The sequence below is a fragment of the Photobacterium sp. GSS17 genome, assembly GCF_028621875.1.
Lineage (GTDB): Bacteria > Pseudomonadota > Gammaproteobacteria > Enterobacterales > Vibrionaceae > Photobacterium > Photobacterium ganghwense.
The window spans coordinates 463,078-486,921 of sequence record NZ_CP117517.1 but is presented as its reverse complement, the minus strand read 5'-3'; the positions used below and the strand labels follow the sequence as shown (position 1 = coordinate 486,921).

15 protein-coding genes, 7 tRNA genes and 4 rRNA genes are annotated in these 23,844 nt (G+C 51.8%); 4 read left to right on the top strand and 22 right to left on the bottom strand.

Features of this window, described 5'->3' with window-relative positions; translation table 11 throughout:
• Window positions 1-21 precede the first annotated feature (21 nt).
• The 19 genes from PGW97_RS02315 to PGW97_RS02225 form a co-directional block, all read right to left on the bottom strand.
• Window positions 22-97: transfer RNA gene (locus PGW97_RS02315), tRNA-Ala, on the bottom strand.
• A 40-nt stretch (window positions 98-137) separates the two neighbouring features.
• Window positions 138-214 (bottom strand) — tRNA-Ile (locus PGW97_RS02310).
• 70 nt (window positions 215-284) lie between these two features.
• Window positions 285-1,836: ribosomal RNA gene (locus PGW97_RS02305) — 16S ribosomal RNA — on the bottom strand.
• Between the two features lie 354 nt (window positions 1,837-2,190).
• A 5S ribosomal RNA gene (gene rrf / locus PGW97_RS02300) occupies window positions 2,191-2,306 on the bottom strand.
• A 115-nt stretch (window positions 2,307-2,421) separates the two neighbouring features.
• A 23S ribosomal RNA gene (locus PGW97_RS02295) occupies window positions 2,422-5,313 on the bottom strand.
• Window positions 5,314-5,626: 313 nt separating this feature from the next.
• Window positions 5,627-5,702, bottom strand: a tRNA-Val gene (locus PGW97_RS02290).
• Window positions 5,703-5,732: 30 nt separating this feature from the next.
• Window positions 5,733-5,808, bottom strand: a tRNA-Lys gene (locus PGW97_RS02285).
• A gap of 1 nt (window position 5,809) precedes the next feature.
• Window positions 5,810-5,885 (bottom strand) — tRNA-Glu (locus PGW97_RS02280).
• Window positions 5,886-5,976: 91 nt separating this feature from the next.
• Window positions 5,977-7,528, bottom strand: a 16S ribosomal RNA gene (locus tag PGW97_RS02275).
• Together the 16S, 23S and 5S rRNA genes with 5 tRNA genes alongside form the textbook arrangement of a ribosomal RNA operon.
• A 345-nt stretch (window positions 7,529-7,873) precedes the next feature.
• Entirely contained in the window at window positions 7,874-8,083 is a 210-nt protein-coding gene (locus PGW97_RS02270; protein WP_047883760.1) for a hypothetical protein, read from the bottom strand.
• A gap of 118 nt (window positions 8,084-8,201) precedes the next feature.
• Window positions 8,202-9,644, bottom strand: a complete 1,443-nt coding sequence (locus PGW97_RS02265) for an aminotransferase-like domain-containing protein (RefSeq protein WP_273858491.1) — start codon at window positions 9,642-9,644, stop codon at window positions 8,202-8,204.
• A gap of 181 nt (window positions 9,645-9,825) precedes the next feature.
• Window positions 9,826-9,911 (bottom strand) — tRNA-Leu (locus PGW97_RS02260).
• A gap of 107 nt (window positions 9,912-10,018) precedes the next feature.
• Entirely contained in the window at window positions 10,019-10,996 is a 978-nt protein-coding gene (locus tag PGW97_RS02255; RefSeq protein WP_337960367.1) for a LacI family DNA-binding transcriptional regulator, read from the bottom strand.
• A gap of 480 nt (window positions 10,997-11,476) precedes the next feature.
• On the bottom strand, window positions 11,477-12,202 hold the full coding sequence (gene chbG, locus PGW97_RS02250; protein ID WP_273858490.1) for a chitin disaccharide deacetylase: 726 nt from the start codon (window positions 12,200-12,202) through the stop codon (window positions 11,477-11,479).
• Between the two features lie 165 nt (window positions 12,203-12,367).
• A complete protein-coding gene (locus PGW97_RS02245; RefSeq protein ID WP_273858488.1) occupies window positions 12,368-13,684 on the bottom strand; it encodes a 6-phospho-beta-glucosidase in 1,317 nt (438 codons plus the stop codon).
• Window positions 13,685-13,688: 4 nt separating this feature from the next.
• On the bottom strand, window positions 13,689-14,006 hold the full coding sequence (locus PGW97_RS02240; protein ID WP_047883769.1) for a PTS lactose/cellobiose transporter subunit IIA: 318 nt from the start codon (window positions 14,004-14,006) through the stop codon (window positions 13,689-13,691).
• An 88-nt stretch (window positions 14,007-14,094) separates the two neighbouring features.
• A complete protein-coding gene (locus PGW97_RS02235; RefSeq protein WP_217392433.1) occupies window positions 14,095-15,429 on the bottom strand; it encodes a PTS sugar transporter subunit IIC in 1,335 nt (444 codons plus the stop codon).
• 118 nt (window positions 15,430-15,547) lie between these two features.
• Window positions 15,548-15,856 carry a PTS sugar transporter subunit IIB gene (locus PGW97_RS02230; RefSeq protein WP_047883754.1) on the bottom strand — a complete coding sequence of 103 codons (309 nt, stop codon included), beginning with the start codon at window positions 15,854-15,856 and terminating at the stop codon, window positions 15,548-15,550.
• Between the two features lie 341 nt (window positions 15,857-16,197).
• Complete coding sequence (locus PGW97_RS02225) at window positions 16,198-17,931, bottom strand: AMP-binding protein (RefSeq protein WP_273858485.1); 1,734 nt, start codon at window positions 17,929-17,931, stop codon at window positions 16,198-16,200.
• Between the two features lie 116 nt (window positions 17,932-18,047).
• Here PGW97_RS02225 and PGW97_RS02220 point away from each other — a divergent pair, with 116 nt between their 5' ends.
• Window positions 18,048-18,356 (top strand): hypothetical protein, encoded by a 309-nt coding sequence (locus PGW97_RS02220; RefSeq protein WP_273858483.1) that lies wholly within the window; start codon window positions 18,048-18,050, stop codon window positions 18,354-18,356.
• Between the two features lie 126 nt (window positions 18,357-18,482).
• On the opposite strand, the gene PGW97_RS02215 is transcribed toward PGW97_RS02220, so the two are convergent.
• Window positions 18,483-18,568: transfer RNA gene (locus tag PGW97_RS02215), tRNA-Leu, on the bottom strand.
• A 239-nt stretch (window positions 18,569-18,807) separates the two neighbouring features.
• On the opposite strand from PGW97_RS02215, the gene PGW97_RS02210 reads away from it, so the two are divergent.
• A complete protein-coding gene (locus PGW97_RS02210) occupies window positions 18,808-19,302 on the top strand; it encodes an RDD family protein (RefSeq protein ID WP_273858482.1) in 495 nt (164 codons plus the stop codon).
• A gap of 158 nt (window positions 19,303-19,460) precedes the next feature.
• On the opposite strand, the gene lptG is transcribed toward PGW97_RS02210, so the two are convergent.
• Both lptG and lptF read right to left on the bottom strand, forming a co-directional pair.
• Entirely contained in the window at window positions 19,461-20,531 is a 1,071-nt protein-coding gene (gene lptG, locus PGW97_RS02205; protein WP_217394204.1) for an LPS export ABC transporter permease LptG, read from the bottom strand.
• Entirely contained in the window at window positions 20,531-21,631 is a 1,101-nt protein-coding gene (gene lptF / locus PGW97_RS02200) for an LPS export ABC transporter permease LptF (protein WP_047883749.1), read from the bottom strand. Before lptF ends, lptG begins: the two co-directional genes overlap by 1 nt.
• A gap of 195 nt (window positions 21,632-21,826) precedes the next feature.
• Here lptF and pepA point away from each other — a divergent pair, with 195 nt between their 5' ends.
• On the top strand, window positions 21,827-23,335 hold the full coding sequence (gene pepA / locus PGW97_RS02195; protein WP_047883748.1) for a leucyl aminopeptidase: 1,509 nt from the start codon (window positions 21,827-21,829) through the stop codon (window positions 23,333-23,335).
• A 50-nt stretch (window positions 23,336-23,385) separates the two neighbouring features.
• Window positions 23,386-23,838 (top strand): DNA polymerase III subunit chi, encoded by a 453-nt coding sequence (locus PGW97_RS02190; RefSeq protein WP_047883747.1) that lies wholly within the window; start codon window positions 23,386-23,388, stop codon window positions 23,836-23,838.
• Window positions 23,839-23,844: the final 6 nt, after the last annotated feature.

The window sequence follows — 23,844 nt, the reverse complement described above, 5'->3', positions numbered from 1 at the left end:
TCAGGGAAAACCCTTAAAGAGTGGTGGAGCTAAGCAGGATCGAACTGCTGACCTCCTGCGTGCAAGGCAGGCGCTCTCCCAGCTGAGCTATAGCCCCAACGTTTCCGATGCCTCACCAGCTTCCTTTGGGCAGGAAGTGGTGGGTCTGAGTGGACTTGAACCACCGACCTCACCCTTATCAGGGGTGCGCTCTAACCACCTGAGCTACAGACCCAGCATCGTTTCGCTCTTCACATTTTAACCAAGCAATCTGTGTGGACACTACGCAAAGCGCAGTCTTTAGGTAAGGAGGTGATCCAGCCCCAGGTTCCCCTAGGGCTACCTTGTTACGACTTCACCCCAGTCATGAACCACACCGTGGTAAACGCCCTCCCGAAGGTTAAGCTATCTACTTCTGGTGCAGCCCACTCCCATGGTGTGACGGGCGGTGTGTACAAGGCCCGGGAACGTATTCACCGTGGCATTCTGATCCACGATTACTAGCGATTCCGACTTCATGGAGTCGAGTTGCAGACTCCAATCCGGACTACGACATACTTTGTGGGATTCGCTCCACCTCGCGGTCTTGCTGCCCTCTGTATATGCCATTGTAGCACGTGTGTAGCCCTACTCGTAAGGGCCATGATGACTTGACGTCGTCCCCACCTTCCTCCGGTTTATCACCGGCAGTCTCCCTGGAGTTCCCACCCGAAGTGCTGGCAAACAAGGATAAGGGTTGCGCTCGTTGCGGGACTTAACCCAACATTTCACAACACGAGCTGACGACAGCCATGCAGCACCTGTCTCAGAGTTCCCGAAGGCACCAAAGCATCTCTGCTAAGTTCTCTGGATGTCAAGAGTAGGTAAGGTTCTTCGCGTTGCATCGAATTAAACCACATGCTCCACCGCTTGTGCGGGCCCCCGTCAATTCATTTGAGTTTTAATCTTGCGACCGTACTCCCCAGGCGGTCTACTTAACGCGTTAGCTCCGAAAGCCAGTGTTCAAGACACCAACCTCCAAGTAGACATCGTTTACGGCGTGGACTACCAGGGTATCTAATCCTGTTTGCTCCCCACGCTTTCGCATCTGAGCGTCAGTCTTTGTCCAGGGGGCCGCCTTCGCCACCGGTATTCCTTCAGATCTCTACGCATTTCACCGCTACACCTGAAATTCTACCCCCCTCTACAAGACTCTAGCCTGCCAGTTCCAAATGCGATTCCGAGGTTGAGCCCCGGGCTTTCACATCTGGCTTAACAAGCCGCCTGCATGCGCTTTACGCCCAGTAATTCCGATTAACGCTCGCACCCTCCGTATTACCGCGGCTGCTGGCACGGAGTTAGCCGGTGCTTCTTCTGCAGCTAACGTCAAACAATACCGCTATTAACGATACCGCCTTCCTCACTGCTGAAAGTGCTTTACAACCCGAAGGCCTTCTTCACACACGCGGCATGGCTGCATCAGGGTTTCCCCCATTGTGCAATATTCCCCACTGCTGCCTCCCGTAGGAGTCTGGACCGTGTCTCAGTTCCAGTGTGGCTGATCATCCTCTCAGACCAGCTAGGGATCGTCGCCTAGGTGAGCCGTTACCCCACCTACTAGCTAATCCCACCTGGGCCAATCTTAGCGCGAGAGGCCCGAAGGTCCCCCTCTTTGCTCCGTAGAGATTATGCGGTATTAGCCATCGTTTCCAATGGTTATCCCCCACACTAAGGCATGTTCCCAGGCATTACTCACCCGTCCGCCGCTCGCCGCCCAACAAATCCCCCGAAGGGTCAATGTTGTCGCTGCCGCTCGACTTGCATGTGTTAGGCCTGCCGCCAGCGTTCAATCTGAGCCATGATCAAACTCTTCAATTAAAGTTTTGGCTCGATGAATACTGAATTAAATTGACTGTGCCAAAATAACCGAAGCTATTTTGAATTGGTCACTCAGTTCATCGATAAATCTTTTTGACTATCAGTTCACGAGTGCCCACACAGATTGCATGGTCAAATTGTTAAAGAACGTTGACTTTCAATGCGTTAGCGCGAAGCGCTTCAGCAAGTCAGGACGCGTATACTACGCGTTCCAGTTTTTAAGTCAAGATAAAACTTTCACCTTTTTTGCCAACCGGCGAGAAAGTAAAAACCTTATGTTGACCCCGCTCACATCACCATCGGTGAGAGCGAAAGAAAAGCCCGTTGTGACCCAACGGGCTTTCTGGAATAGGTGCCTGGCGATGTCCTACTCTCACATGGGGAGGCCCCACACTACCATCGGCGCTGCTGCGTTTCACGTCTGAGTTCGGCATGGGATCAGGTGGGTCCACAGCGCTATGGTCGCCAGGCAAATTCTTTGATTCACCGCCCGCAGGCCGTAAATCACAATCTTGGAAAAACTGACTAAAGTTCAAGCACACCATTCAAGTGCTCGTGGAGTCCGTAAAACCCCTTGGGTGTTGTATGGTTAAGCCGCACGGGCAATTAGTACAGGTTAGCTCAACGCCTCACAGCGCTTACACACCCTGCCTATCAACGTTCTAGTCTCGAACAACCCTTCAGAGAGCTTAAAGCTCTGGGGATGACTCATCTTGAGGCTCGCTTCCCGCTTAGATGCTTTCAGCGGTTATCGATTCCGAACTTAGCTACCGGGCAATGCGTCTGGCGACACAACCCGAACACCAGAGGTTCGTCCACTCCGGTCCTCTCGTACTAGGAGCAGCCCCTCTCAATCATCCAACGCCCACGGCAGATAGGGACCGAACTGTCTCACGACGTTCTAAACCCAGCTCGCGTACCACTTTAAATGGCGAACAGCCATACCCTTGGGACCGACTTCAGCCCCAGGATGTGATGAGCCGACATCGAGGTGCCAAACACCGCCGTCGATATGAACTCTTGGGCGGTATCAGCCTGTTATCCCCGGAGTACCTTTTATCCGTTGAGCGATGGCCCTTCCATTCAGAACCACCGGATCACTATGACCTGCTTTCGCACCTGCTCGAACCGTCATTCTCGCAGTCAAGCGGGCTTATGCCATTGCACTAACCTCACGATGTCCGACCGTGATTAGCCCACCTTCGTGCTCCTCCGTTACGCTTTGGGAGGAGACCGCCCCAGTCAAACTACCCACCAGGCACTGTCCGCACCCCCGATAAGGGGGCGACGTTAGAACATCAACACTACAAGGGTGGTATTTCAAGGACGGCTCCACAGATACTGGCGTACCTGCTTCGAAGCCTCCCACCTATCCTACACATGTAGGGTCAATGTTCAGTGCCAAGCTGTAGTAAAGGTTCACGGGGTCTTTCCGTCTAGCCGCGGGTACGCAGCATCTTCACTGCGATTTCAATTTCACTGAGTCTCGGGTGGAGACAGCGTGGCCATCATTACGCCATTCGTGCAGGTCGGAACTTACCCGACAAGGAATTTCGCTACCTTAGGACCGTTATAGTTACGGCCGCCGTTTACCGGGGCTTCGATCAAGAGCTTCTCCCTAAGGATAACCCCATCAATTAACCTTCCGGCACCGGGCAGGCGTCACACCGTATACGTCATCTTTCGATTTTGCACAGTGCTGTGTTTTTAATAAACAGTTGCAGCCACCTGGTATCTGCGACTGCCAGCAGCTCCAAGAGCAAGTCTCTTCACCGCCGGCAGCGTACCTTCTCCCGAAGTTACGGTACCATTTTGCCTAGTTCCTTCACCCGAGTTCTCTCAAGCGCCTTGGTATTCTCTACCCGACCACCTGTGTCGGTTTGGGGTACGATTTCTTGCTATCTGAAGCTTAGAGGCTTTTCCCGGAAGCATGGCATCAATGACTTCAGCACCGTAGTGCCTCGACATCGGGTCTCAGCCTTAAGATGGTCCGGATTTGCCTAAACCATCAGCCTACACCCTTGAACCTGGACAACCGTCGCCAGGCCCACCTAGCCTTCTCCGTCCCCCCATCGCAATAGCAAGAAGTACGGGAATATTAACCCGTTTCCCATCGACTACGCCTTTCGGCCTCGCCTTAGGGGTCGACTCACCCTGCCCCGATTAACGTTGGACAGGAACCCTTGGTCTTCCGGCGAGGAGGTTTTTCACCCCCTTTATCGTTACTCATGTCAGCATTCGCACTTCTGATACCTCCAGCGCCCCTTACAGGACACCTTCAGCGGCTTACAGAACGCTCCCCTACCCAATACGCTAATGCGCATTGCCGCAGCTTCGGTGTATCGCTTAGCCCCGTTAAATCTTCCGCGCAGGCCGACTCGACCAGTGAGCTATTACGCTTTCTTTAAATGATGGCTGCTTCTAAGCCAACATCCTGGCTGTCTGAGCCTTCCCACATCGTTTCCCACTTAGCGATAACTTTGGGACCTTAGCTGGCGGTCTGGGTTGTTTCCCTCTCCACGACGGACGTTAGCACCCGCCGTGTGTCTCCCGGATAGTACTTACTGGTATTCGGAGTTTGCAAAGGGTTGGTAAGTCGGGATGACCCCCTAGCCTTAACAGTGCTCTACCCCCAGTAGTATTCGTCCGAGGCGCTACCTAAATAGCTTTCGGGGAGAACCAGCTATCTCCGAGTTTGATTGGCCTTTCACCCCTAGCCACAAGTCATCCGCTAATTTTTCAACATTAGTCGGTTCGGTCCTCCAGTGCGTGTTACCGCACCTTCAACCTGCCCATGGCTAGATCACTCGGTTTCGGGTCTAATCCCAGCAACTGCACGCCCAGTTAAGACTCGGTTTCCCTACGGCTCCCCTATACGGTTAACCTTGCTACTGAAATTAAGTCGCTGACCCATTATACAAAAGGTACGCAGTCACAGGACAAAGCCTGCTCCTACTGCTTGTACGTACACGGTTTCAGGTTCTATTTCACTCCCCTCACAGGGGTTCTTTTCGCCTTTCCCTCACGGTACTGGTTCACTATCGGTCAGTCAGGAGTATTTAGCCTTGGAGGATGGTCCCCCCATCTTCAGACAAGATAACACGTGTCCCGTCCTACTCGTTTTCACGCCAAATGTGTTGTCGGCTACGGGGCTGTCACCCTGTATCGCTGAGCTTTCCAGCTCATTCGCCTGACACCTAAAGCGCTTAAGGGCTAATCCGGTTTCGCTCGCCGCTACTGCCGGAATCTCGGTTGATTTCTCTTCCTCGGGGTACTTAGATGTTTCAGTTCCCCCGGTTCGCCTCATCAAGCTATGTATTCACTTGATGATAACTGCTTATGCAGCTGGGTTTCCCCATTCGGAAATCGTAGACTCAAGTGGCTCTTACTGCCTCATCTACGCTTATCGCAAGTTAGTACGTCCTTCATCGCCTCTGACTGCCCAGGCATCCACCGTGTACGCTTAGTCACTTAACCATACAACCCCAAGAGGTTTCGTATGTTCAAACAACCAAGGTTTTTCCATCTGAGTTAAGATGGTTAGTTTGTTTTGCCGGACTCTTCTTACACAAGACACTTGAATGTGTATTGCTTGAGAACTCGTTTCTCTTTCGAGAAACAATAATTTCGATTCGTATGAATCGAATTACTAGTCAGCTTTCCAGATTGTTAAAGAGCATGTGTTTGCCTTGCGGCAGCCACTGTCTAAAGACTTTCAGCGTCACGAAACTGACCCAACAACATTACTGCTATTGAATCTGCGGCTCCGTGCAGAAAAGTATTTAGAGAGTGGTGGGCGATACCGGGCTCGAACCAGTGACCCCCTCCTTGTAAGGGAGGTGCTCTCCCAACTGAGCTAATCGCCCTCCGATGTTTTACATCTTCCGAGGAGAAGATGGTGGGTCGTGCAGGATTCGAACCTGCGACCAATTGATTAAAAGTCAACTGCTCTACCAACTGAGCTAACGACCCGTGGCGTCCCATAGGGGAGTCGAACCCCTGTTACCGCCGTGAAAGGGCGGTGTCCTAGGCCTCTAGACGAATGGGACCTTTTGTTTCGGGTTTGGGTACCCGAACACATGTTCTCTACATTTTAACCAAGCAATCTGTGTGGACACTACGCAAAGCGCAGTCTTTAGGTAAGGAGGTGATCCAGCCCCAGGTTCCCCTAGGGCTACCTTGTTACGACTTCACCCCAGTCATGAACCACACCGTGGTAAACGCCCTCCCGAAGGTTAAGCTATCTACTTCTGGTGCAGCCCACTCCCATGGTGTGACGGGCGGTGTGTACAAGGCCCGGGAACGTATTCACCGTGGCATTCTGATCCACGATTACTAGCGATTCCGACTTCATGGAGTCGAGTTGCAGACTCCAATCCGGACTACGACATACTTTGTGGGATTCGCTCCACCTCGCGGTCTTGCTGCCCTCTGTATATGCCATTGTAGCACGTGTGTAGCCCTACTCGTAAGGGCCATGATGACTTGACGTCGTCCCCACCTTCCTCCGGTTTATCACCGGCAGTCTCCCTGGAGTTCCCACCCGAAGTGCTGGCAAACAAGGATAAGGGTTGCGCTCGTTGCGGGACTTAACCCAACATTTCACAACACGAGCTGACGACAGCCATGCAGCACCTGTCTCAGAGTTCCCGAAGGCACCAAAGCATCTCTGCTAAGTTCTCTGGATGTCAAGAGTAGGTAAGGTTCTTCGCGTTGCATCGAATTAAACCACATGCTCCACCGCTTGTGCGGGCCCCCGTCAATTCATTTGAGTTTTAATCTTGCGACCGTACTCCCCAGGCGGTCTACTTAACGCGTTAGCTCCGAAAGCCAGTGTTCAAGACACCAACCTCCAAGTAGACATCGTTTACGGCGTGGACTACCAGGGTATCTAATCCTGTTTGCTCCCCACGCTTTCGCATCTGAGCGTCAGTCTTTGTCCAGGGGGCCGCCTTCGCCACCGGTATTCCTTCAGATCTCTACGCATTTCACCGCTACACCTGAAATTCTACCCCCCTCTACAAGACTCTAGCCTGCCAGTTCCAAATGCGATTCCGAGGTTGAGCCCCGGGCTTTCACATCTGGCTTAACAAGCCGCCTGCATGCGCTTTACGCCCAGTAATTCCGATTAACGCTCGCACCCTCCGTATTACCGCGGCTGCTGGCACGGAGTTAGCCGGTGCTTCTTCTGCAGCTAACGTCAAACAATACCGCTATTAACGATACCGCCTTCCTCACTGCTGAAAGTGCTTTACAACCCGAAGGCCTTCTTCACACACGCGGCATGGCTGCATCAGGGTTTCCCCCATTGTGCAATATTCCCCACTGCTGCCTCCCGTAGGAGTCTGGACCGTGTCTCAGTTCCAGTGTGGCTGATCATCCTCTCAGACCAGCTAGGGATCGTCGCCTAGGTGAGCCGTTACCCCACCTACTAGCTAATCCCACCTGGGCCAATCTTAGCGCGAGAGGCCCGAAGGTCCCCCTCTTTGCTCCGTAGAGATTATGCGGTATTAGCCATCGTTTCCAATGGTTATCCCCCACACTAAGGCATGTTCCCAGGCATTACTCACCCGTCCGCCGCTCGCCGCCCAACAAATCCCCCGAAGGGTCAATGTTGTCGCTGCCGCTCGACTTGCATGTGTTAGGCCTGCCGCCAGCGTTCAATCTGAGCCATGATCAAACTCTTCAATTAAAGTTTTGGCTCGATGAATACTGAATTAAATTGACTGTGCCAAAATAACCGAAGCTATTTTGAATTGGTCACTCAGTTCATCGATAAATCTTTTTGACTATCAGTTCACGAGTGCCCACACAGATTGCATGGTCAAATTGTTAAAGAACTTTTCTTTCACGTCGCTGGCTTATTTCGCCGCGCTCCGTGTCAGTGAGGCGGCATTATAGAGAGATTAGTTTTCTGCGCAACCCCAATTATCAAAAAAAATGCCCCACACGAACCAACCGAACAAAAAACAATCACACCTGCCTTTTTATGCTTATTTTCATCTCATCAGGGCATTCACTTTCGTCAAAAACAGCTTTATGAGCATTTATCATTAGCTAACGCAAACTTCACCGCGAATACCCCAATGCCGAATAACAGAAATGGAATCGCGGCAGCCAAATACTCAACCCACAACTTGTCAGCCAGGCTTTTTGCCAGAATGAGATGCCCAATGACCAGCAGTGCCGCACAAATTAATGAAACCGCAATGAGTTTTACTTCCGACCGTTCGTTTGTTTTTAACATATAGCCATGTCCCTTCTCTTATTAATGAAGGCGCAATTGCAACATGGCACAACACAATGAAGGTAGTACAGAGCAAAGGGTTAACCACTAGAACAGTGAGGTCTTAATTTGAACTGGCTTATTGTTCCAGGCACTGCTGGCGCAAAAACTCAGCCAGAACCAATAAGGCTTGTTCTGTTTTTTCACTCCAAGCGTAAGATCCGTTTATTCGCAGACAGTGACGATATCTGGCATCTGATGAAAATAACGTACCGGGTGCAATACTAATTTGATGCATCTGCAATACAATCGATAAAACCTGTGAGGTATCTACTCGTTGGTTCGGTAACTCGACCCATAAAAAATAGCCACCGCTGGGTTGAGTCACTTGAGTTCCATCGGGAAATACCGCAACAATGGCCTGACGCATTTGTTTCAGTCGCTGCTTCAGTGTACGGCGTAATTGTCTAAGGTGGTTGTCGTACCCGCCATGCTGAACATACTGAGCTAACGCATATTGATTGGGCACCCCGACCGAAAGCGTTGACATAAATTGCAGCTCTTCAATTTGCTTAGCATACCGCCCTGCCGCCACCCACCCGACGCGAAACCCCGGCGCCAAGCATTTAGAAAATGATGAACAATGTAAGATCAGCCCTCTGTCATCCAGTGATTTGATAGGAGCTGGTTTTTCTTCCCCAAAATACAGCTCGGCATAAACATCATCTTCTATTAAAGGAACATCATTCTTGGCCAGCAGCTCATAGACAGCTTTTTTCTTTGTTAAAGACAGGCTGGCACCAAGAGGATTCTGAAACTTGCTCATCAGCCAGCAGGCTTTGACTGACTTATCAGAAAGCGCTGCTTCTAGCTCCTTGATCGAAACTCCCGAATAAGGATCTGTCGGCAGTTCAATCGCTGTTAAGCGAAGCCGCTCAATCGTTTGTAACGCGCCGTAAAAAACCGGTGATTCAATCAGCACTGTGTCACCCGGCTGAGTGACGGCCGCCAGACTTAACCCCAGTGACTCCATTGCACCAGAAGTGATGACGATATCATCCAGACTTACCGGCACTCCTTCGCGCAAATAACGTTGCGCCAACACCCGTCGTAGCTCTAGGCTGCCAGGCGGTAAGTCCACCAACCCACTGTTAGCAGGTAACCCCTTACAGGACTGACTGAATATTCGGCCCAGTTGTTGAAGCGGAAATAGATTGGGATCAGGGAAGGCGGAACCAAAGGGCATGACATCCGGCTGCTTGCAGGCACGTAAGACATCAAAAACATGTTTATTAATGTTAATGGAGCGGTTTACCCGCTGCGGAATGCTCACATCCGGTGAGGGCAAGCGATTAAAATGAGGTGACACAAAATAGCCAGTCTTGGCTTTGGCATGAATCCAGCCTTCACTTTCGAGATACTCATACGCTTTGAGGACCGTCATTACACTGACCCCGTGCGCTTTACTCATTTCCCGGACAGAAGGAACCCGTTCGCCCGGTCGCCAAATCTTTTGCTGAATTTCAGATTTCACCCGTTCGACAATGCTGCCGTAGCGGCTGTTAGCTAATCGCGAAGACAACGTCCCTGCTCTCTTAAATAATTAAAAAGAAAGATGTATTTTAGCGGGATATTGGTCCGATTCAGAGCTGAAGTAGAATGATCACAGGTTAATTGTGATAAAGAACAAAAATGGGGAAGAAAATGAGACATGGCAGAAACAACAAAGCCCCGACTTTCGTCGAGGCTTTGTTGTTTGAAATTGGTGCCCGGGGCCGGACTTGAACCGGCACAGTTATTCACCGGCGGATTTTGAATCCGCTGCGTCTACCAATTTCGCCACCCGGGCAGATGGCGCTCATTATACGTATACGGATTTGATATACAATTATTTTTCTCGCATTTCACGCTGCTGCACGTTCAATCGCTGAAATTTTCCGCAACGGGCAATAAAACTCAGCGTAGTCTAAGTTGAGGGGCAAAGTGTTGGGGGCCCCAGAAGCTGGTATCATTGATTTTGCTAATCAATAATTTAACTGCTGATTGGGCCATTTCGCTGAGAGGAAAATACACTTCTGACACTGGAGGATAAAGCCCCTGACACAAATCCACACTGTCAAAGCTAATCAGGGCGACCTGACGAGGGATATCAATCGCGTGCTCATGGAAATACAACACCGCTCCCAGCATCATTTCTTCATTACAGGAAAACAGAGCCGAAAACGTCATCCCGGTCTGATACAACTCCCGAACCGCCTGATATCCGCTTTCCCGTTTGTAATCACCAAACACAGTCAGCCCTGGGTTAACCGGTAACCCGGCTTCCTGCATAGCCAGTAGGTAGCCCTGGTAACGCTGTTGGCTGCTGATTCTGTCCGTCGGGCCGGAAATACAGGCGATATTCCGATGCCCCTGCTGAATCAGATGCTGTACCGCCATTTTCGCGGCCAACGTATGATCAAACGTGATACAACGATCCTCTAACCCTTCGACCAGGCGATCCAGCAATACAAAGGGTGTGGACTCGGCAGCCAGCTCTCTCAGCTCGTCATCACTTAAATAACGGCTGTTAAGCACGTACCCCTCACAGCGCAAAGCGTGGAAGCGATCAATCGCCTCTCTTTCTCCATCAGCACTGTGGTGTCCCTGCGCTGTAATCAAAAACTTTTTGTGCAGATCCAGTTCATTCTGTACCTGCTCCATCATCTCACCAAAAAAGCCACCGGTGTAATAGGTCACCAACAAACCCGTCATGTTCGAAGATGCGGTCGCAAGAGAGCGGGCTATCGCACTGGGGCGATAATTTAGCGTCGCCATAGCCTGCTCAACCTTGCGTCTGGTATCAGAACGAAACTTTCCTTCGCCATTAATAATGCGCGACACTGTTGAACGATGCACACCGGCCAGACTGGCCACATCCTGAATACTTGCCATTCTTTACATTTAGCTCCCTGAGACCGCTTGCCACTTATTGCTATGATAGATACCTGTGACAAAGGGCACTGTTTATTCCCTGACGATGGTATTCAAAACCACACCCGTCCAGCCAAACTTCAGCACTTTACAAAACACGCTCGGCAAAATCGACCCGCCTGCCGTAAAGAACCGCAAAGCCCCCCAAGAAAGGGTAAGCCGCCGGTAACCTGTGCCTGCAAAAGGGGGAAAGGCCGGTACCGGCAGCTTACTTAACCTGACATCATGTCACCAGCTCGACAGCGCCCGATTCAACGGTGATTGTAACGTCAACGCTGATAGTGCCTGTGATCTTGGCGACCATGTTCACGAATAGCTCACAATTTTGCCGCGCTTCTGTTCAGGGCGCTTGCAGAAAATTTGCCGTAGCTTGCCACGCCTTACCGTACAAAGGTATCCGCTCCACCCCATTCAGACATCTCTGAGCATCATCGGGGGGGATCAGAATAATGACGAATAATCCGCAACGGTTATTCCCCGCTGCTTCAACAATTGAGGCAAACGAGGATCCGTCAGGACCGCCAGTTCACGGGTACGGGCGATGTTGTACGAGCTCAGCTCGAGCAACGACTGATCGACCAGAGCCGGGTGGGTCATGACTTCCAGCACATCACACCGCCCCTGATGGCCATCAAGCAGTGCCGTCAATCGGGACAAGGTCAGCTCTTCGCCATAAAAACCAGACTCAAAGACATAGCGACACGTACTTCCGGCTAACCCACTTCCCCTGAGCGGTACCCGATACCCCTGCACCACTTCCTCAATAACCGGCAGCAACTCAGGATGCGTATGCGCATGATGATGGCTGTCAACATGGCTCAACGCTAACCCCTGCGCCAAAAAGTGCTCAATTTGCGCCGTGGTTTCGTCAGCGATTTGCTGCTGGGACATTCCCTGATGCGCCCAAAACGCCGAGTAAGGTAAGAACTTTCCCTGCTCGTTCACCAGGCTGGATGCCGCCGTGAGTGGCGAGCCTGCGGTAAAACGCAGATGCACCCCGACTTTTAATGCCGGTGTGTTGCCCGCCAGCTGCACAGCCTGCTGCTCCGCGGGCATCCCAACCATTAGGGTGGTTGAGCGTACGACCCCGGCAACACATGACTCCACAATGCCTAAGTTCACTCCTAGGGTAAGCCCAAAATCATCGGCATTAAATATGACGTGCATCTTTCCTTTACTCCTTGTGATGGATGGCACCTTGATAGATAGGGTCTTGTGACCCATGGCAACCGCGACACCTTTGCAACACCTTTGCGACACTTAGCTATACCTGGCTACAGGGGCATTACATCAGGGCCTTGTTGAACCTAAAACACTAAGCCACGGCCTTGCTCAGCCAGCATGAAACTGAGGTAAATAGTCGTGGTTTTCTCTGAGGATGTCGTCCAGGATTGCTTTGGCACGATGGATATCCGGAACCAGCGGGTTATTCGCCAGTGCCATCAGTCCCTGGTTATAGTTACCATGGACAGCCGCCTCAACCGTTAACTGTTCATAGGCTTTCACCTGACTGATCAAGCCCAATACTGCCGGGCTCAGGCTGCCCACCGTGATTGGTTTGGCTCCCCAGCTCCCGACCACCGCACTGCACTCAATCACGGCATCATCTGGCAGCGCAGAGATAGTGCCGTGATTACGGACATTCACCACATGTACGGTTTTACGATCGTTGTAAATCGCATCCACCAAGTTCAGGGAAGCATCCGAATAGTACGCACCTCCCCGGTTTTCCAGCTGAGCTGGTTTTTCGGCCAACGTTTCATCCCGATAGAGGTCAAACAACTCCTGCTCGGTTTTCATCACCTGCTCGGCTCGGGTACCTTCAGTCTGCGCCGTCGCTTTTTCTTCCGCTAACATGGCATCCGGCTGATAAAAATAGCGATGATAAGGGCACGGGATCGCGCCTAATGCATTCAGGAAATCCGGATCCCATGGCTCTTCTGCAATATTCTTCATGGTATAGCCGGCACCATCACCGACTTTTTGCAGCACTTCCGCCGTTACGTCCTTACCGTTCAACCAGGCGCGATGAGCCCACACCAGGTGGTTAAGCCCCGCACATTCCAAAGATAATTCATCAGGCTCACAATCCATCATTGCCGCGATCATCATCTTCATAGATACCGGCACGTTACACAAACCAATCGCTTTCACCTTGGTGTATTTCAGAACCGCTTCTGTCACCAGACCGGCCGGGTTTGTGAAGTTCAGCATCCAGGCATCAGGAGACAACTCCTCAATGTCCTTACAAATATCCAGGATCACGGGGATCGTCCGCAATGCCTTGGCAAAACCGCCCGGCCCCGTGGTTTCCTGACCAATAACGTCATACTTCAGCGGGATCCGCTCATCACGGGCTCTGGCTTGTAAGCCGCCCACCCGAAATTGGGTCATCACAAAATCGGCTCCGGCGATGGCTGCCCGGCGATCTAACGATGCCGTTACAGTGATGTCCGCCCCGGCTTTGGCAATCATCCGTCGGGTCAGCGCGGCAATGATCTCCAGCTTTTCCAACCCGGCTTCGACATCCACAAAATGGATTTCACTGACCGGTAACTGCTCCCGTCGTGTCAGCACTCCTTCCACCAACTCCGGGGTATAACTGCTGCCGCCCCCGATAATCGCAAGTTTGATAGGTAACTTTGCCATGCGTCTATCCTCTGTCTGCAGCCATGTTTTCGTACATTGTCACCATTTCCGCTACCAGTTCATGGGCCAGAATGGTGGTCATCAGGTGATCCTGAGCATGTACCATCACCAGGGTCATTTTGACTTTCCCCTCTCCCTGATCCGCTTCAATCAACTGGGTCTGGGTCAAGTGTGCCCGGTTAAGACAAGCTTTGGCCTGCTGCAAGTGCTCCCGGGCAAGCGGGTAATGCTGCTGGCGAGCAGCTGCCAGCGCTTCATAACACAGGCTTCTGGCTTCACCTGCGTTAACAATAATATCCATCACGACTGCTTCCTGATCCATGTCTTGCACCATACTGTTTCTCCTTTAATACAATGCTTAAATGCGATGTCGGCTGCAGCCATCCCGCAGCCGACAAATGTTACAAATGTTATGCCGTTACCCCAGTTCCGGCTGTGGTTTTGGTCTTCGCCGGTGGTTCCGACACCGCGCGCTCTTGTTCCAACAGCTGTTTTTCAAACATGCGGAAAAACGGCAGGTAAATCAGCAGGTCAATGATGAGCAGACCGATCACCAACAGCACCGGGGTCAATGTCCATCCGGCTCCCCAGGAAGCACCAATAATGGCCGGCGTTGTCCACGGAGTGGTTGCGACTCCCATCCCGACAAACCCGACCTGAACGGCAAAATACGCAATTACAGCATTCACTATCGGGGCAAAGACGAACGGGACAAACAGCAGCGGGTTCAACACAATCGGGGCCCCAAAAATAACGGGCTCATTAATCTGGAAAAATCCCGGCACAGCACTCATACGTCCGAGGCTGCGCAAATGAACCGAGCGGCTGAACACCATCAGAATCGCCAGCGCCAATGTAGCCCCGGAGCCGCCAATGAAGATGTAGAAATCCCAGAACGGCTGGGTGAAAATATTCGGAATCGGCTCACCAGCAACAAAGGCATCAATATTGGCACCGATATTGGTGAGGAAAATCGGCGACAACAGTCCCACCACAATGGCCGCCCCGTGAATACCGGCAAACCACAGCAACTGGGACACAAGTAATGCCCCAATGATTGCCGGCAGTGTATTCGATGCGCTAATCAGCGGGCGGAACATCTCCATCACGGCATCCGGGATCAGCATGTCGTGCTGAGACTGGATATACAGACTCAGGGGATAAAGGGTCATGAACACCACCAAAACCGGGATCAACATTTCAAACGAGCGGGCAATCGCGGGCGGAACCTGCTCAGGCATCCGGATAGTGATGTTGTGCTTTTTCAAAAAGCGGATCAGTTCGACCGAGAAAAAGGCACAGATCACTGCGGTAAAGATCCCCGTTCCGGCCAGATGACCAGTGGGCAGCCCCCCGTCTTTGACTGGCGAAGCCACCAGAAGAAAGCTCATCAGCGCCAAGGCAGCGCTGGTGATCCCATCCATCTGGTAGGATCGGGCCAGGCTGTACGCAACGCCGAGCGAGACAAAAATGGTCATGATCCCCATCGTCATATTGAACGGCATCATGATGGTATCGAAATGGGTGGTCGCAAATGACAGCCAGGCTTTACCAAATCCATTCTGGGTGTCTTCAGCAAAAGGAGGAAAAGCGAAAATAAGAATAAAGCTGCCCACAATAATAAATGGCATCGCGGTAATAAAACCATCACGCATTGCACGAACATGTTTTTGCGAACCCACTTTCGCCGCCATTGGGGCAATATAATGCTCCACAACATGCATGACTCTTTCGTAAATCTTCATAGGTAAATCCTTTTATTTGGCAATAAGGAGCCTTACCCTATTTATGAAAATAAATAGAGAGATGATTTATTTCTTAAAAATGAAAAAACCAACAAATATTCATTTGTTGGTTTCGGAATTATTCGGTCATTAGTGATAGCGCCTGATCAAGCACTTCATCCCCTTTCATCATGCCGTACGCCATTGGGGGAATCGCTTCAACGGGCTTGCCGTAAATTCCTGCAGTTTTACGCAGTTCTTCCAGTTGAAACCGGACTTGGGGCCCCAGCAGGCAGACATCATACTGCTGGATTGTCTCTTCAAATGTACTGACCGGATGCGCGTCTATCTGACAGGCAAGGCCGCGTTCTTGCGCCGCTTTTTGCATTTTCTGAACCAACATACTGGTTGACATTCCGGCACTGCAACATAAAAGAATCTTTTTCATTTTGCTCTCCATTTCTCACATCCATAGACTTTTTACATGACAAAAAAATTCTATATGAACATGGTGGAAACAGAAAGCGCAACCGGTTGCATTAATCGTGAAGAATATCTCAGTTTAAAAAGTAAACAGCGAAAGTTTGATTTAAATTCGGTATTTGTATTTTTCGGAGTAACGTTATTTCATGAAATAATGTCAGCCATAAAATCAAGAGTGAGATCTCACTCGAAAACCACAGTAAATAAAAAAGCCCCAGCTTTTGCTGGGGCCAGGTACTTAAAATTTAATACTTAGTGCTTGATGTCAGGTGCTTAATGTCAAGTGCTTAAGGTTCCCCCGACAATTTAAGTCACAGCATTCGTGCTTTCTTCCTGCTCCTGCTTTTCCTTTTCAACTTCCAGATCCCGCATTTTGAACTTCTGCAGCTTACCGGTCACGGTCATCGGGAAGTTATCCACAAAACGGATCACTTTCGGGATCTTAAAGTGGGTCAATTGCCCCTGACAGAAGGTTTTCAGCTCATCTTCGGTCATCTCTTCTCCCGGATGCAATTGCACCCAAGCCACCACTTCTTCCCCATAAAAGGCATCCGGTACCCCAAACACCGCAACCTGCTGAATTTTTTCATTGGAGTACAGGAATTCTTCAATTTCGCGCGGGTAGATGTTCTCACCACCACGAATGATCATTTCTTTGATCCGACCGGTAATGCGGACATAACCTTCTTCGTCCATGACCCCAATATCGCCGGAGTGCAGCCAGCCCTGCGGATCAATCGCCTCACGGGTGGCCTCTTCATTCCCGTAATAGCCTCGCATCAGGTTATAGCCGCGGAAACAGACTTCACCCGGTTGCCCTAACGGTACCGTGGCCCCGTTTTCCACATTGATCACTTTGACCTCCTGATGCGGCAGGTTCCTGCCCACCGTTTCTGTCCGGCGCTCCAGGGAATCATCAATTTCCGTCAAATGGCTCAGTGGCGCGGCTTCGGTCTGCCCGTAGCCGATCAGGATTTCACGACAGTTGAGTTCCCCCATCACTCGCATCATTAAGGCTGGCGGACAAGTCGCCCCGGCCATGATCCCGGTGCGCAGTGAACTGACGTCATACTGTTTAAACTCAGGATGATCCAGCTCCGCGATAAACATGGTGGGTACCCCATGCAAGGCGGTACATTTTTCCTGATCCACGGCTTTCAGCACCGACAGCGGGTTGAAATGCTCAGCCGGTATCACGATACAAGCCCCAACCGACAGGCACAGCAGGTTTGCCAGCACCATGCCGAAGCAGTGATAGAAAGGAACCGGCACGCACAGACGGTCATTCTCGGTAAAGTGCATCGCCAGCGCAGAGAAATAGGCATCGTTTAGAATATTAAGATGGCTGAGTACAACAGCTTTCGGAAATCCGGTGGTGCCCGAGGTGTACTGAATATTGATGGGATCATCGCAGTCCAGACTATCCGTCACGGCCTCTAGCTGCGCATCGGAAATGGCGCGACCGGCTTCGATAATGTCAGACCAGACCGCAAACCCCTGCGCCGGGCGGGCGGTCTGCATCGGTTGCTGCGGGTCGTACACCACCACATTTCGCAGGAAAGGGAAATCCGGGTTGCCCAGCGGTGAGGCCAGATCACACGGTCGGCTTTTCAGTTCAGGCAGTAATTCCGTCAACATCCCGATGTAGTTGCTGTCGCGGAAAGAAGGAATAATAAAAATGCCCTGCACTTCTGAACATTGCAGGGCATAAGCCAGCTCGCGGGTACGGTAGGCCGGGTTGATGTTAACCAGGACAATGCCAACGCGCGCGGTGGCCATTTGCATCAGGATCCACTCCAGGTTGTTGGTCGACCAGACCCCCACCCGATCACCTTTGCTGAATCCGGCGGCCACTAATCCCTTGGCCAGAAGGTCAATTTCATCAGCCAGCTCGCGATAGGTTACCCGACGCTGCTGGGGAATCGAAACCACCGCTTCGTGATCCGGAAATGCAGCGGCAACTTCCGAAAACTGCTGCGAGATTGTTTTTCCGAGTAACGGCTGGTTTCCGCCACGATGAAAGTAACTTTTAGCTACCATATTATCTCCCTTATTGTGGTAGGCACGTTGTCAGACTTTTGCAGTGCGAATACAGCAAAGCCCCGGCTTCTCTCGCACTCGGGTACATAAGCGGTACGGCTGGTCGAACAGCTTCCATGGGCAAGCCTCCTGCTTTGAGTGAGTTTGCTTCTGTTCTGGCAGGCACGCAGACAAGCGGCAGGCATTCGGCAACCGTGTATAGAAAACATAGCCAGCTTCTAACGGGCTGGGAGGTCGGCTCTGGCAGGGAATGTCGAAAATATGAGCCTGATGGCAAACCCGTTATTTTCACAGGAAAAATAAAAAAAACAGGCTACGTTGCCTGCATTGGTCGACAAGATAACTTTGAAAAACAAGACAGTTTGATAGATAAGGCAGGATTGATAAACAAGCTCGCCTTGGCCATGGCCAACAAGAAAGCTTGAACAAAAACGACAAAAGCCAGAGTGAACACGGCAACGTGATCCGGTTCAGTAGCGAAGGCAAGCAACGCTGAGAAGATGCAGATACAACAAAGCCCCGACTTTCGTCGAGGCTTTGTTGTTTGAAATTGGTGCCCGGGGCCGGACTTGAACCGGCACAGTTATTCACCGGCGGATTTTGAATCCGCTGCGTCTACCAATTTCGCCACCCGGGCAGTTCGGCCAATTATACGTATCCGCAGAAGCAGCGCAATAGCTGTGCGTGAGCTTTCGATAAAAAGTATCATTGTTGATTTATATTTAACCAACAATGGCTTATTTTTCGCTTTCACGGCCATGCCCCACCTCAAGCAACGCAGGCAGCCTCTCATTTCCGGCCCACCGGCCATTTCCCGCCTACCTGGAAGTTGTTACACTGCGCCCAGTCTTTTGTGATTAACTATTGGACGCACTTGTGAAAACGAAAAAACAACAGGACGTTTCTTCTGCCAAACAGTATCCCAGCCTGTTTCGCCGTATTGCCGCCTGGTTGTACGACAGCCTGGTCGTTGCCGCGGTTCTCATGCTGGCCGGAGGCCTGGCAATGGGGATAATGGCGATTCTGCTGTCAACCGGCTTGGTGGACATTACCGGTTACGAGGATGTCAGTGACTACATGACTCGCCATCCGGTGGTGGGGGTGATTTACCCGACCTACCTGGCAACCGCAGTGATTAGCTTCTACACCTACTTCTGGTGCGTGGGCGGGCAGACACTGGGAATGCGCGCTTGGAAACTGCGGATTCAGAACAAAGACGGTTCAAACATTCGTCCGACTCAGGCTCTGATCCGAATGGCCACATCGGCCTTTGGCCTGGGCAACCTGATTGCGCCATTCAGCAAAGAGAAACAGTCGTTCCAGGACATCATGGCCGAGTGCGAGATGGTGGTCATACCCAAAGTGAAATGACGGCAACACTTCCGCCTGCCATCGTTACGATGCATCTTCTCAGCCTGATACACCAACAAAAAAGGAGCCCGAGGCTCCTTTTTTGTTTCTCTTGTGCAGCGTTCAGACCGACCGCTTTACCGCTTCAGCGACAACTTACAAATCACTTCAGCGACAAACTACAACTTGCGCCGCAGCAGATAAAGGGTGATAAACAGGAACACCAAACTCGGCCCGAGAGCACCGACAATCGGGTGCAGCCGGTAAACAATACTGAGTGGCCCGAACACCTCATTCGAAATGTAGAAACCAAAGCCGAAGATCACCCCGGACAAGACTCGCGCCCCCATCGTAACCGAACGCAGCGGCCCGAAAACGAAGGACAAGGCCAGCAACATCATCACGGCAATTGAGACCGGCTGCAGCGCTTTGCGCCAGAAAGCCAGTTCGTAGCGCGAGGCATCCTGCTTCGAGGCTTTCAGGTAAGATACGTAATCATAAACACCTGATAGCGCCAGCTCTTCCGGCTTCACCGTCACCACCGCCAGCTTATCGGGCGTCAGCGTGGTCTGCCACGGCAATTGCTTGAACGTCTCATTACTTTGCTGAGTGGTACTCAGCGTGGTGACCGTGACATCTTCCAGTACCCAGTTCTGGTTCTCATCGAACTTCGCGGTTTCCGCAAAGGTCGAGGTTTTCAAATTGTCCTGCTCATCAAATTCCCAGATGTTGACGCCAAACAGCTCCTTCTGCTCATGCACCCGGCCGATGTAGATAAAGTCGTTGCCATCTTTCGCCCAGACCCCACGCTGTACCGACAGCATGTTCCCCCCGGAGGTCCACAAGGCCCGCAGTTCACGCGCGGCTTTCTGGGCTTCTGGTGCGCCCCACTGGCCCAACAGGGTAACCACAATCATCAGCGGCACCGCGGTTTTGAGCACCGACAGACCAATATCAAGCTTAGAGAAACCCGCCGCCTGCATCACAACCAGCTCAGAGCTGGAAGCCAGCATCCCCAGGCCAATCAGCGCGCCCAACAGTACCGCCATCGGAAAGAACATCTCGATGTCACGCGGCATGCTCAGCAGCACATACACCAGCGCTTTCCACAAATCGTAGGTGCCGTCACCGACTTTACGCAGCTGCTCCACATATTTGATGATAGCCGACAGACCAACCAGCGTGGAGAGTGTCAGGGCCGAAGTCGCGATGATCGTTCGGCCAATGTATAAATCCAGAATCTTAAACATCAGCCGCGTCTCCGAAATTTTTCTCTCAGTTGCCGAACCGGCAGCGTATCCCAGCTGTTGAGCACAATCGCCACCAGCAGCATCGCTGCGTTGATCGACCACAGGCCGATGTACGACGGCAGGCCGCCGTCTTCCACTGCGGATTTCGCGGCGCTGATGGCCAGGAAGTACGCCAGATAAATCAAGACCGCCGGAACCAGTTTGGCAAAGCGTCCCTGACGCGGGTTAACCGACGACAGCGGTACCACCACCATGGTCAGCAACGGAATACAGATCACCAGCGACATCCGCCACTGGAACTCTGCCTTGGCCGCCAGTTCAGGACGCTGCATCAGCTCCAGAGTCGGCAGTGCGTCCCAGTCACGATCTTTTTCACGTACCGCACGCTGGCCAATCAAAGCCTGATAACCATCAAACTCGGTGATCGAATAATCCAGTCGCGTCGGCAGCCCTTCGTACCGGGTCCCTTCTTTCAACTCCAGGATCTGACGACCATCAGGCAGCTCACTGACATAGCCGCGATCGGCCACCAGCACGCTCGGGCGCAGTGCATCCTGCGCGGATAGCTGAGCGACAAACACTTTATGCAAACGGCTGCCGCTGTCAGTGATGTCATTGACGAACACCACCCCTTTGCCATCCGGGGCCGCCTGAAACTGACCTTTCACCAGCAGCTCCAGGCCGGAATCCGCTTCAACCTGCTCCATCACCCGGGTCTCCTGCTCAGCACTCCAGGGAGACAGCCACAACGCGTTAAACGCCGCAATGGAGCCGGTAATGATCGCCAGCCACAATGCGGCCTGGATCAGGAATTTGTTCCCGATCCCGGTCGCGTTCATCACTGTAATTTCACTTTCCGCATACAGACGGCCGAAGGTCAGCAAAATACCGATGTAAAGACTTAAAGGCAGCATCAATAATGCCATTGACGGCATGTACAGCCCCATCAGGGTCAAAATCAGATCGCTGGGGATAGAGCCTTCGGTCGCAGAGGCTAGTATGCGAATAAATTTTTGACTGATAAAGACAAGAAAAAGAACAAAAAGCACCGCAAATTGGCTTTTTAATGTCTCACGTGTCAAATACCGAACAATAATCACGCTTTATTTACCCATAGAAAACTTGTTTTTTTACCGGAATCACTATAATTTTTCGGTTAATTATGTATTTTTTAATCTTTCGGCTATTTGTTAACCCGTACTTTAAATCCTATACCGAATCTGCGGTCCAGCAAGTAAGTGCGGCATTATCTAACATTTAGCTTTAATTGTCTTTATTAGGATGTAGGAGTACGCATGGAGTTCAGTGTTAAAAGTGGTAGCCCCGAGAAACAGCGAAGTGCCTGTATTGTCGTGGGCGTTTTTGAACCACGTCGCCTTTCTCCCATTGCCGAACAGCTAGACAAAATCAGCGAAGGCTATATCAGCTCTTTGCTTCGTCGTGGCGATCTGGAAGGTAAACCTGGCCAAATGCTGCTGCTTCACCATGTACCAAACGTATTATCTGAGCGTGTATTACTGGTTGGTTGTGGTAAAGAGCGCGAACTGGATGAACGCCAGTACAAACAAATCATTAAAAAAACCATCAGTACCCTGAACGAAACCGGTTCAATGGAAGCCGTCTGCTTCCTGACTGAGCTGCACGTTAAGGGCCGCGATACCTACTGGAAAGTGCGTCAGGCAGTGGAAACCACCAAAGACAGCCTGTACACCTTCAACCAGTTTAAGAGTAACAAACCTGAAACCCGTCGCCCACTTCGCAAGCTGGTATTTAATGTACCGACCCGTCGCGAACTGTCACTGGGTGAGCGTGCGATTGCTCACGGTCTGGCTGTCGCCTCTGGCGTCAAAGCCGGTAAAGATTTGGGGAACATGCCGCCAAACGTGGCAAACCCGGCTTACCTGGCATCACAAGCTCGCCGTCTGGCGGATGACTTTGAATCTGTGACCACCAAAATCATTGGTGAGCAGGAAATGAAAGAGCTGGGCATGACGTCGTACCTCGCCGTTGGTCAAGGCTCCAAGAACGAAGCCATGATGTCAGTGATCGAGTACAAGGGGCATCCTGATCCGCAGGCGAAACCTATCGTACTGATCGGTAAAGGACTGACCTTCGATTCGGGCGGTATCTCTATCAAGCCATCGGCCAACATGGACGAAATGAAGTACGACATGTGCGGCGCGGCGACCGTGTTCGGTGCCATGAAAGCGCTGGCCAAACTGAACCTGCCGCTGAACGTGGTTGGTGTTCTGGCAGGCTGTGAAAACATGCCGGGTGGCGGTGCTTACCGTCCGGGTGACATCCTGACAACGATGTCGGGTCAGACAGTAGAAGTGCTGAACACTGATGCGGAAGGTCGTCTGGTACTGTGTGATGCCCTGACTTACGTCGAACGCTTCGAGCCTGAAGCGGTGGTTGACGTGGCAACACTGACCGGTGCTTGTGTCGTGGCACTGGGTAACCACATCAGCGGCCTGATTTCGAACCACAACCCGCTGGCACACGAGCTGATCAATGCATCTGAGCAAGCCGGTGACCGTGCATGGCGTCTGCCAATGAGCGACGAGTACCAGGACCAGCTGGCGAGCCCGTTTGCTGACATGGCGAACCTGGGTACGCCGGGTGCCGGTACGATCACGGCAGGTTGCTTCCTGTCGCGCTTTGCCAAGAAATATAACTGGGCGCACCTGGATATCGCCGGGACGGCCTGGGTCGGTGGCAAAGACAAAAGTGCCACCGGTCGTCCGGTTCCATTGCTGGTCCAGTTCCTGCTAAACCGCGCTGGTCAGGACGCCGTCGAATAACAACGACACAAGGGGGCCAGACGGCCCCCTTGCTTTATAGAGTAAACACCATGACTCATGCTACTTTTTATATAATCGATGAGACGCACCTTGCCGCCGATAGTGATTATCAGTGGCATTTTGCCTGCTCACAAGCAGCACTGAGTTATCGCCAGGGCCACAAAGTCTATCTGCTGGCTGACAGTAAAGCGCAGGCAGAACAGATAGATGAGTACCTCTGGCAACAGGACCCGGACAATTTTGTGCCTCACAACCTGATTGGCGAAGGCCCCCGCGGCGGCTCACCGGTTGAAATCGGCTGGCCGGGACGGCGGCACAGCGGCCGACGCGGCGTACTGATCAATTTGGCTCAGGAAGCACCAAATTTTGCCGTTACCTTCTCACAAGTGGTAGACTTCGTCCCTTGCGATGAAAAACTCAAGCAGTTGGCGCGGGAACGCTATAAGCAGTACCGGCAAGCTGGCATCCAGCTGAAAACCGCCGCTGCCCCTGAGACGCCCTAATTCCAC

Bases quoted from the DNA above. Each gene is read 5' to 3' on its own strand.
- PGW97_RS02270 (WP_047883760.1), bottom strand. From the start codon at position 8,083: ATGTTAAAAACAAACGAACGGTCGGAAGTAAAACTCATTGCGGTTTCA.
- PGW97_RS02255 (WP_337960367.1), bottom strand. From the start codon at position 10,996: ATGGCAAGTATTCAGGATGTGGCCAGTCTGGCCGGTGTGCATCGTTCA.
- chbG (WP_273858490.1), bottom strand. From the start codon at position 12,202: ATGCACGTCATATTTAATGCCGATGATTTTGGGCTTACCCTAGGAGTG.
- PGW97_RS02245 (WP_273858488.1), bottom strand. From the start codon at position 13,684: ATGGCAAAGTTACCTATCAAACTTGCGATTATCGGGGGCGGCAGCAGT.
- PGW97_RS02240 (WP_047883769.1), bottom strand. From the start codon at position 14,006: ATGGATCAGGAAGCAGTCGTGATGGATATTATTGTTAACGCAGGTGAA.
- PGW97_RS02235 (WP_217392433.1), bottom strand. From the start codon at position 15,429: ATGAAGATTTACGAAAGAGTCATGCATGTTGTGGAGCATTATATTGCC.
- PGW97_RS02230 (WP_047883754.1), bottom strand. From the start codon at position 15,856: ATGAAAAAGATTCTTTTATGTTGCAGTGCCGGAATGTCAACCAGTATG.
- PGW97_RS02225 (WP_273858485.1), bottom strand. From the start codon at position 17,931: ATGGTAGCTAAAAGTTACTTTCATCGTGGCGGAAACCAGCCGTTACTC.
- PGW97_RS02220 (WP_273858483.1), top strand. From the start codon at position 18,048: ATGGGCAAGCCTCCTGCTTTGAGTGAGTTTGCTTCTGTTCTGGCAGGC.
- lptG (WP_217394204.1), bottom strand. From the start codon at position 20,531: ATGTTTAAGATTCTGGATTTATACATTGGCCGAACGATCATCGCGACT.
- pepA (WP_047883748.1), top strand. From the start codon at position 21,827: ATGGAGTTCAGTGTTAAAAGTGGTAGCCCCGAGAAACAGCGAAGTGCC.
- PGW97_RS02190 (WP_047883747.1), top strand. From the start codon at position 23,386: ATGACTCATGCTACTTTTTATATAATCGATGAGACGCACCTTGCCGCC.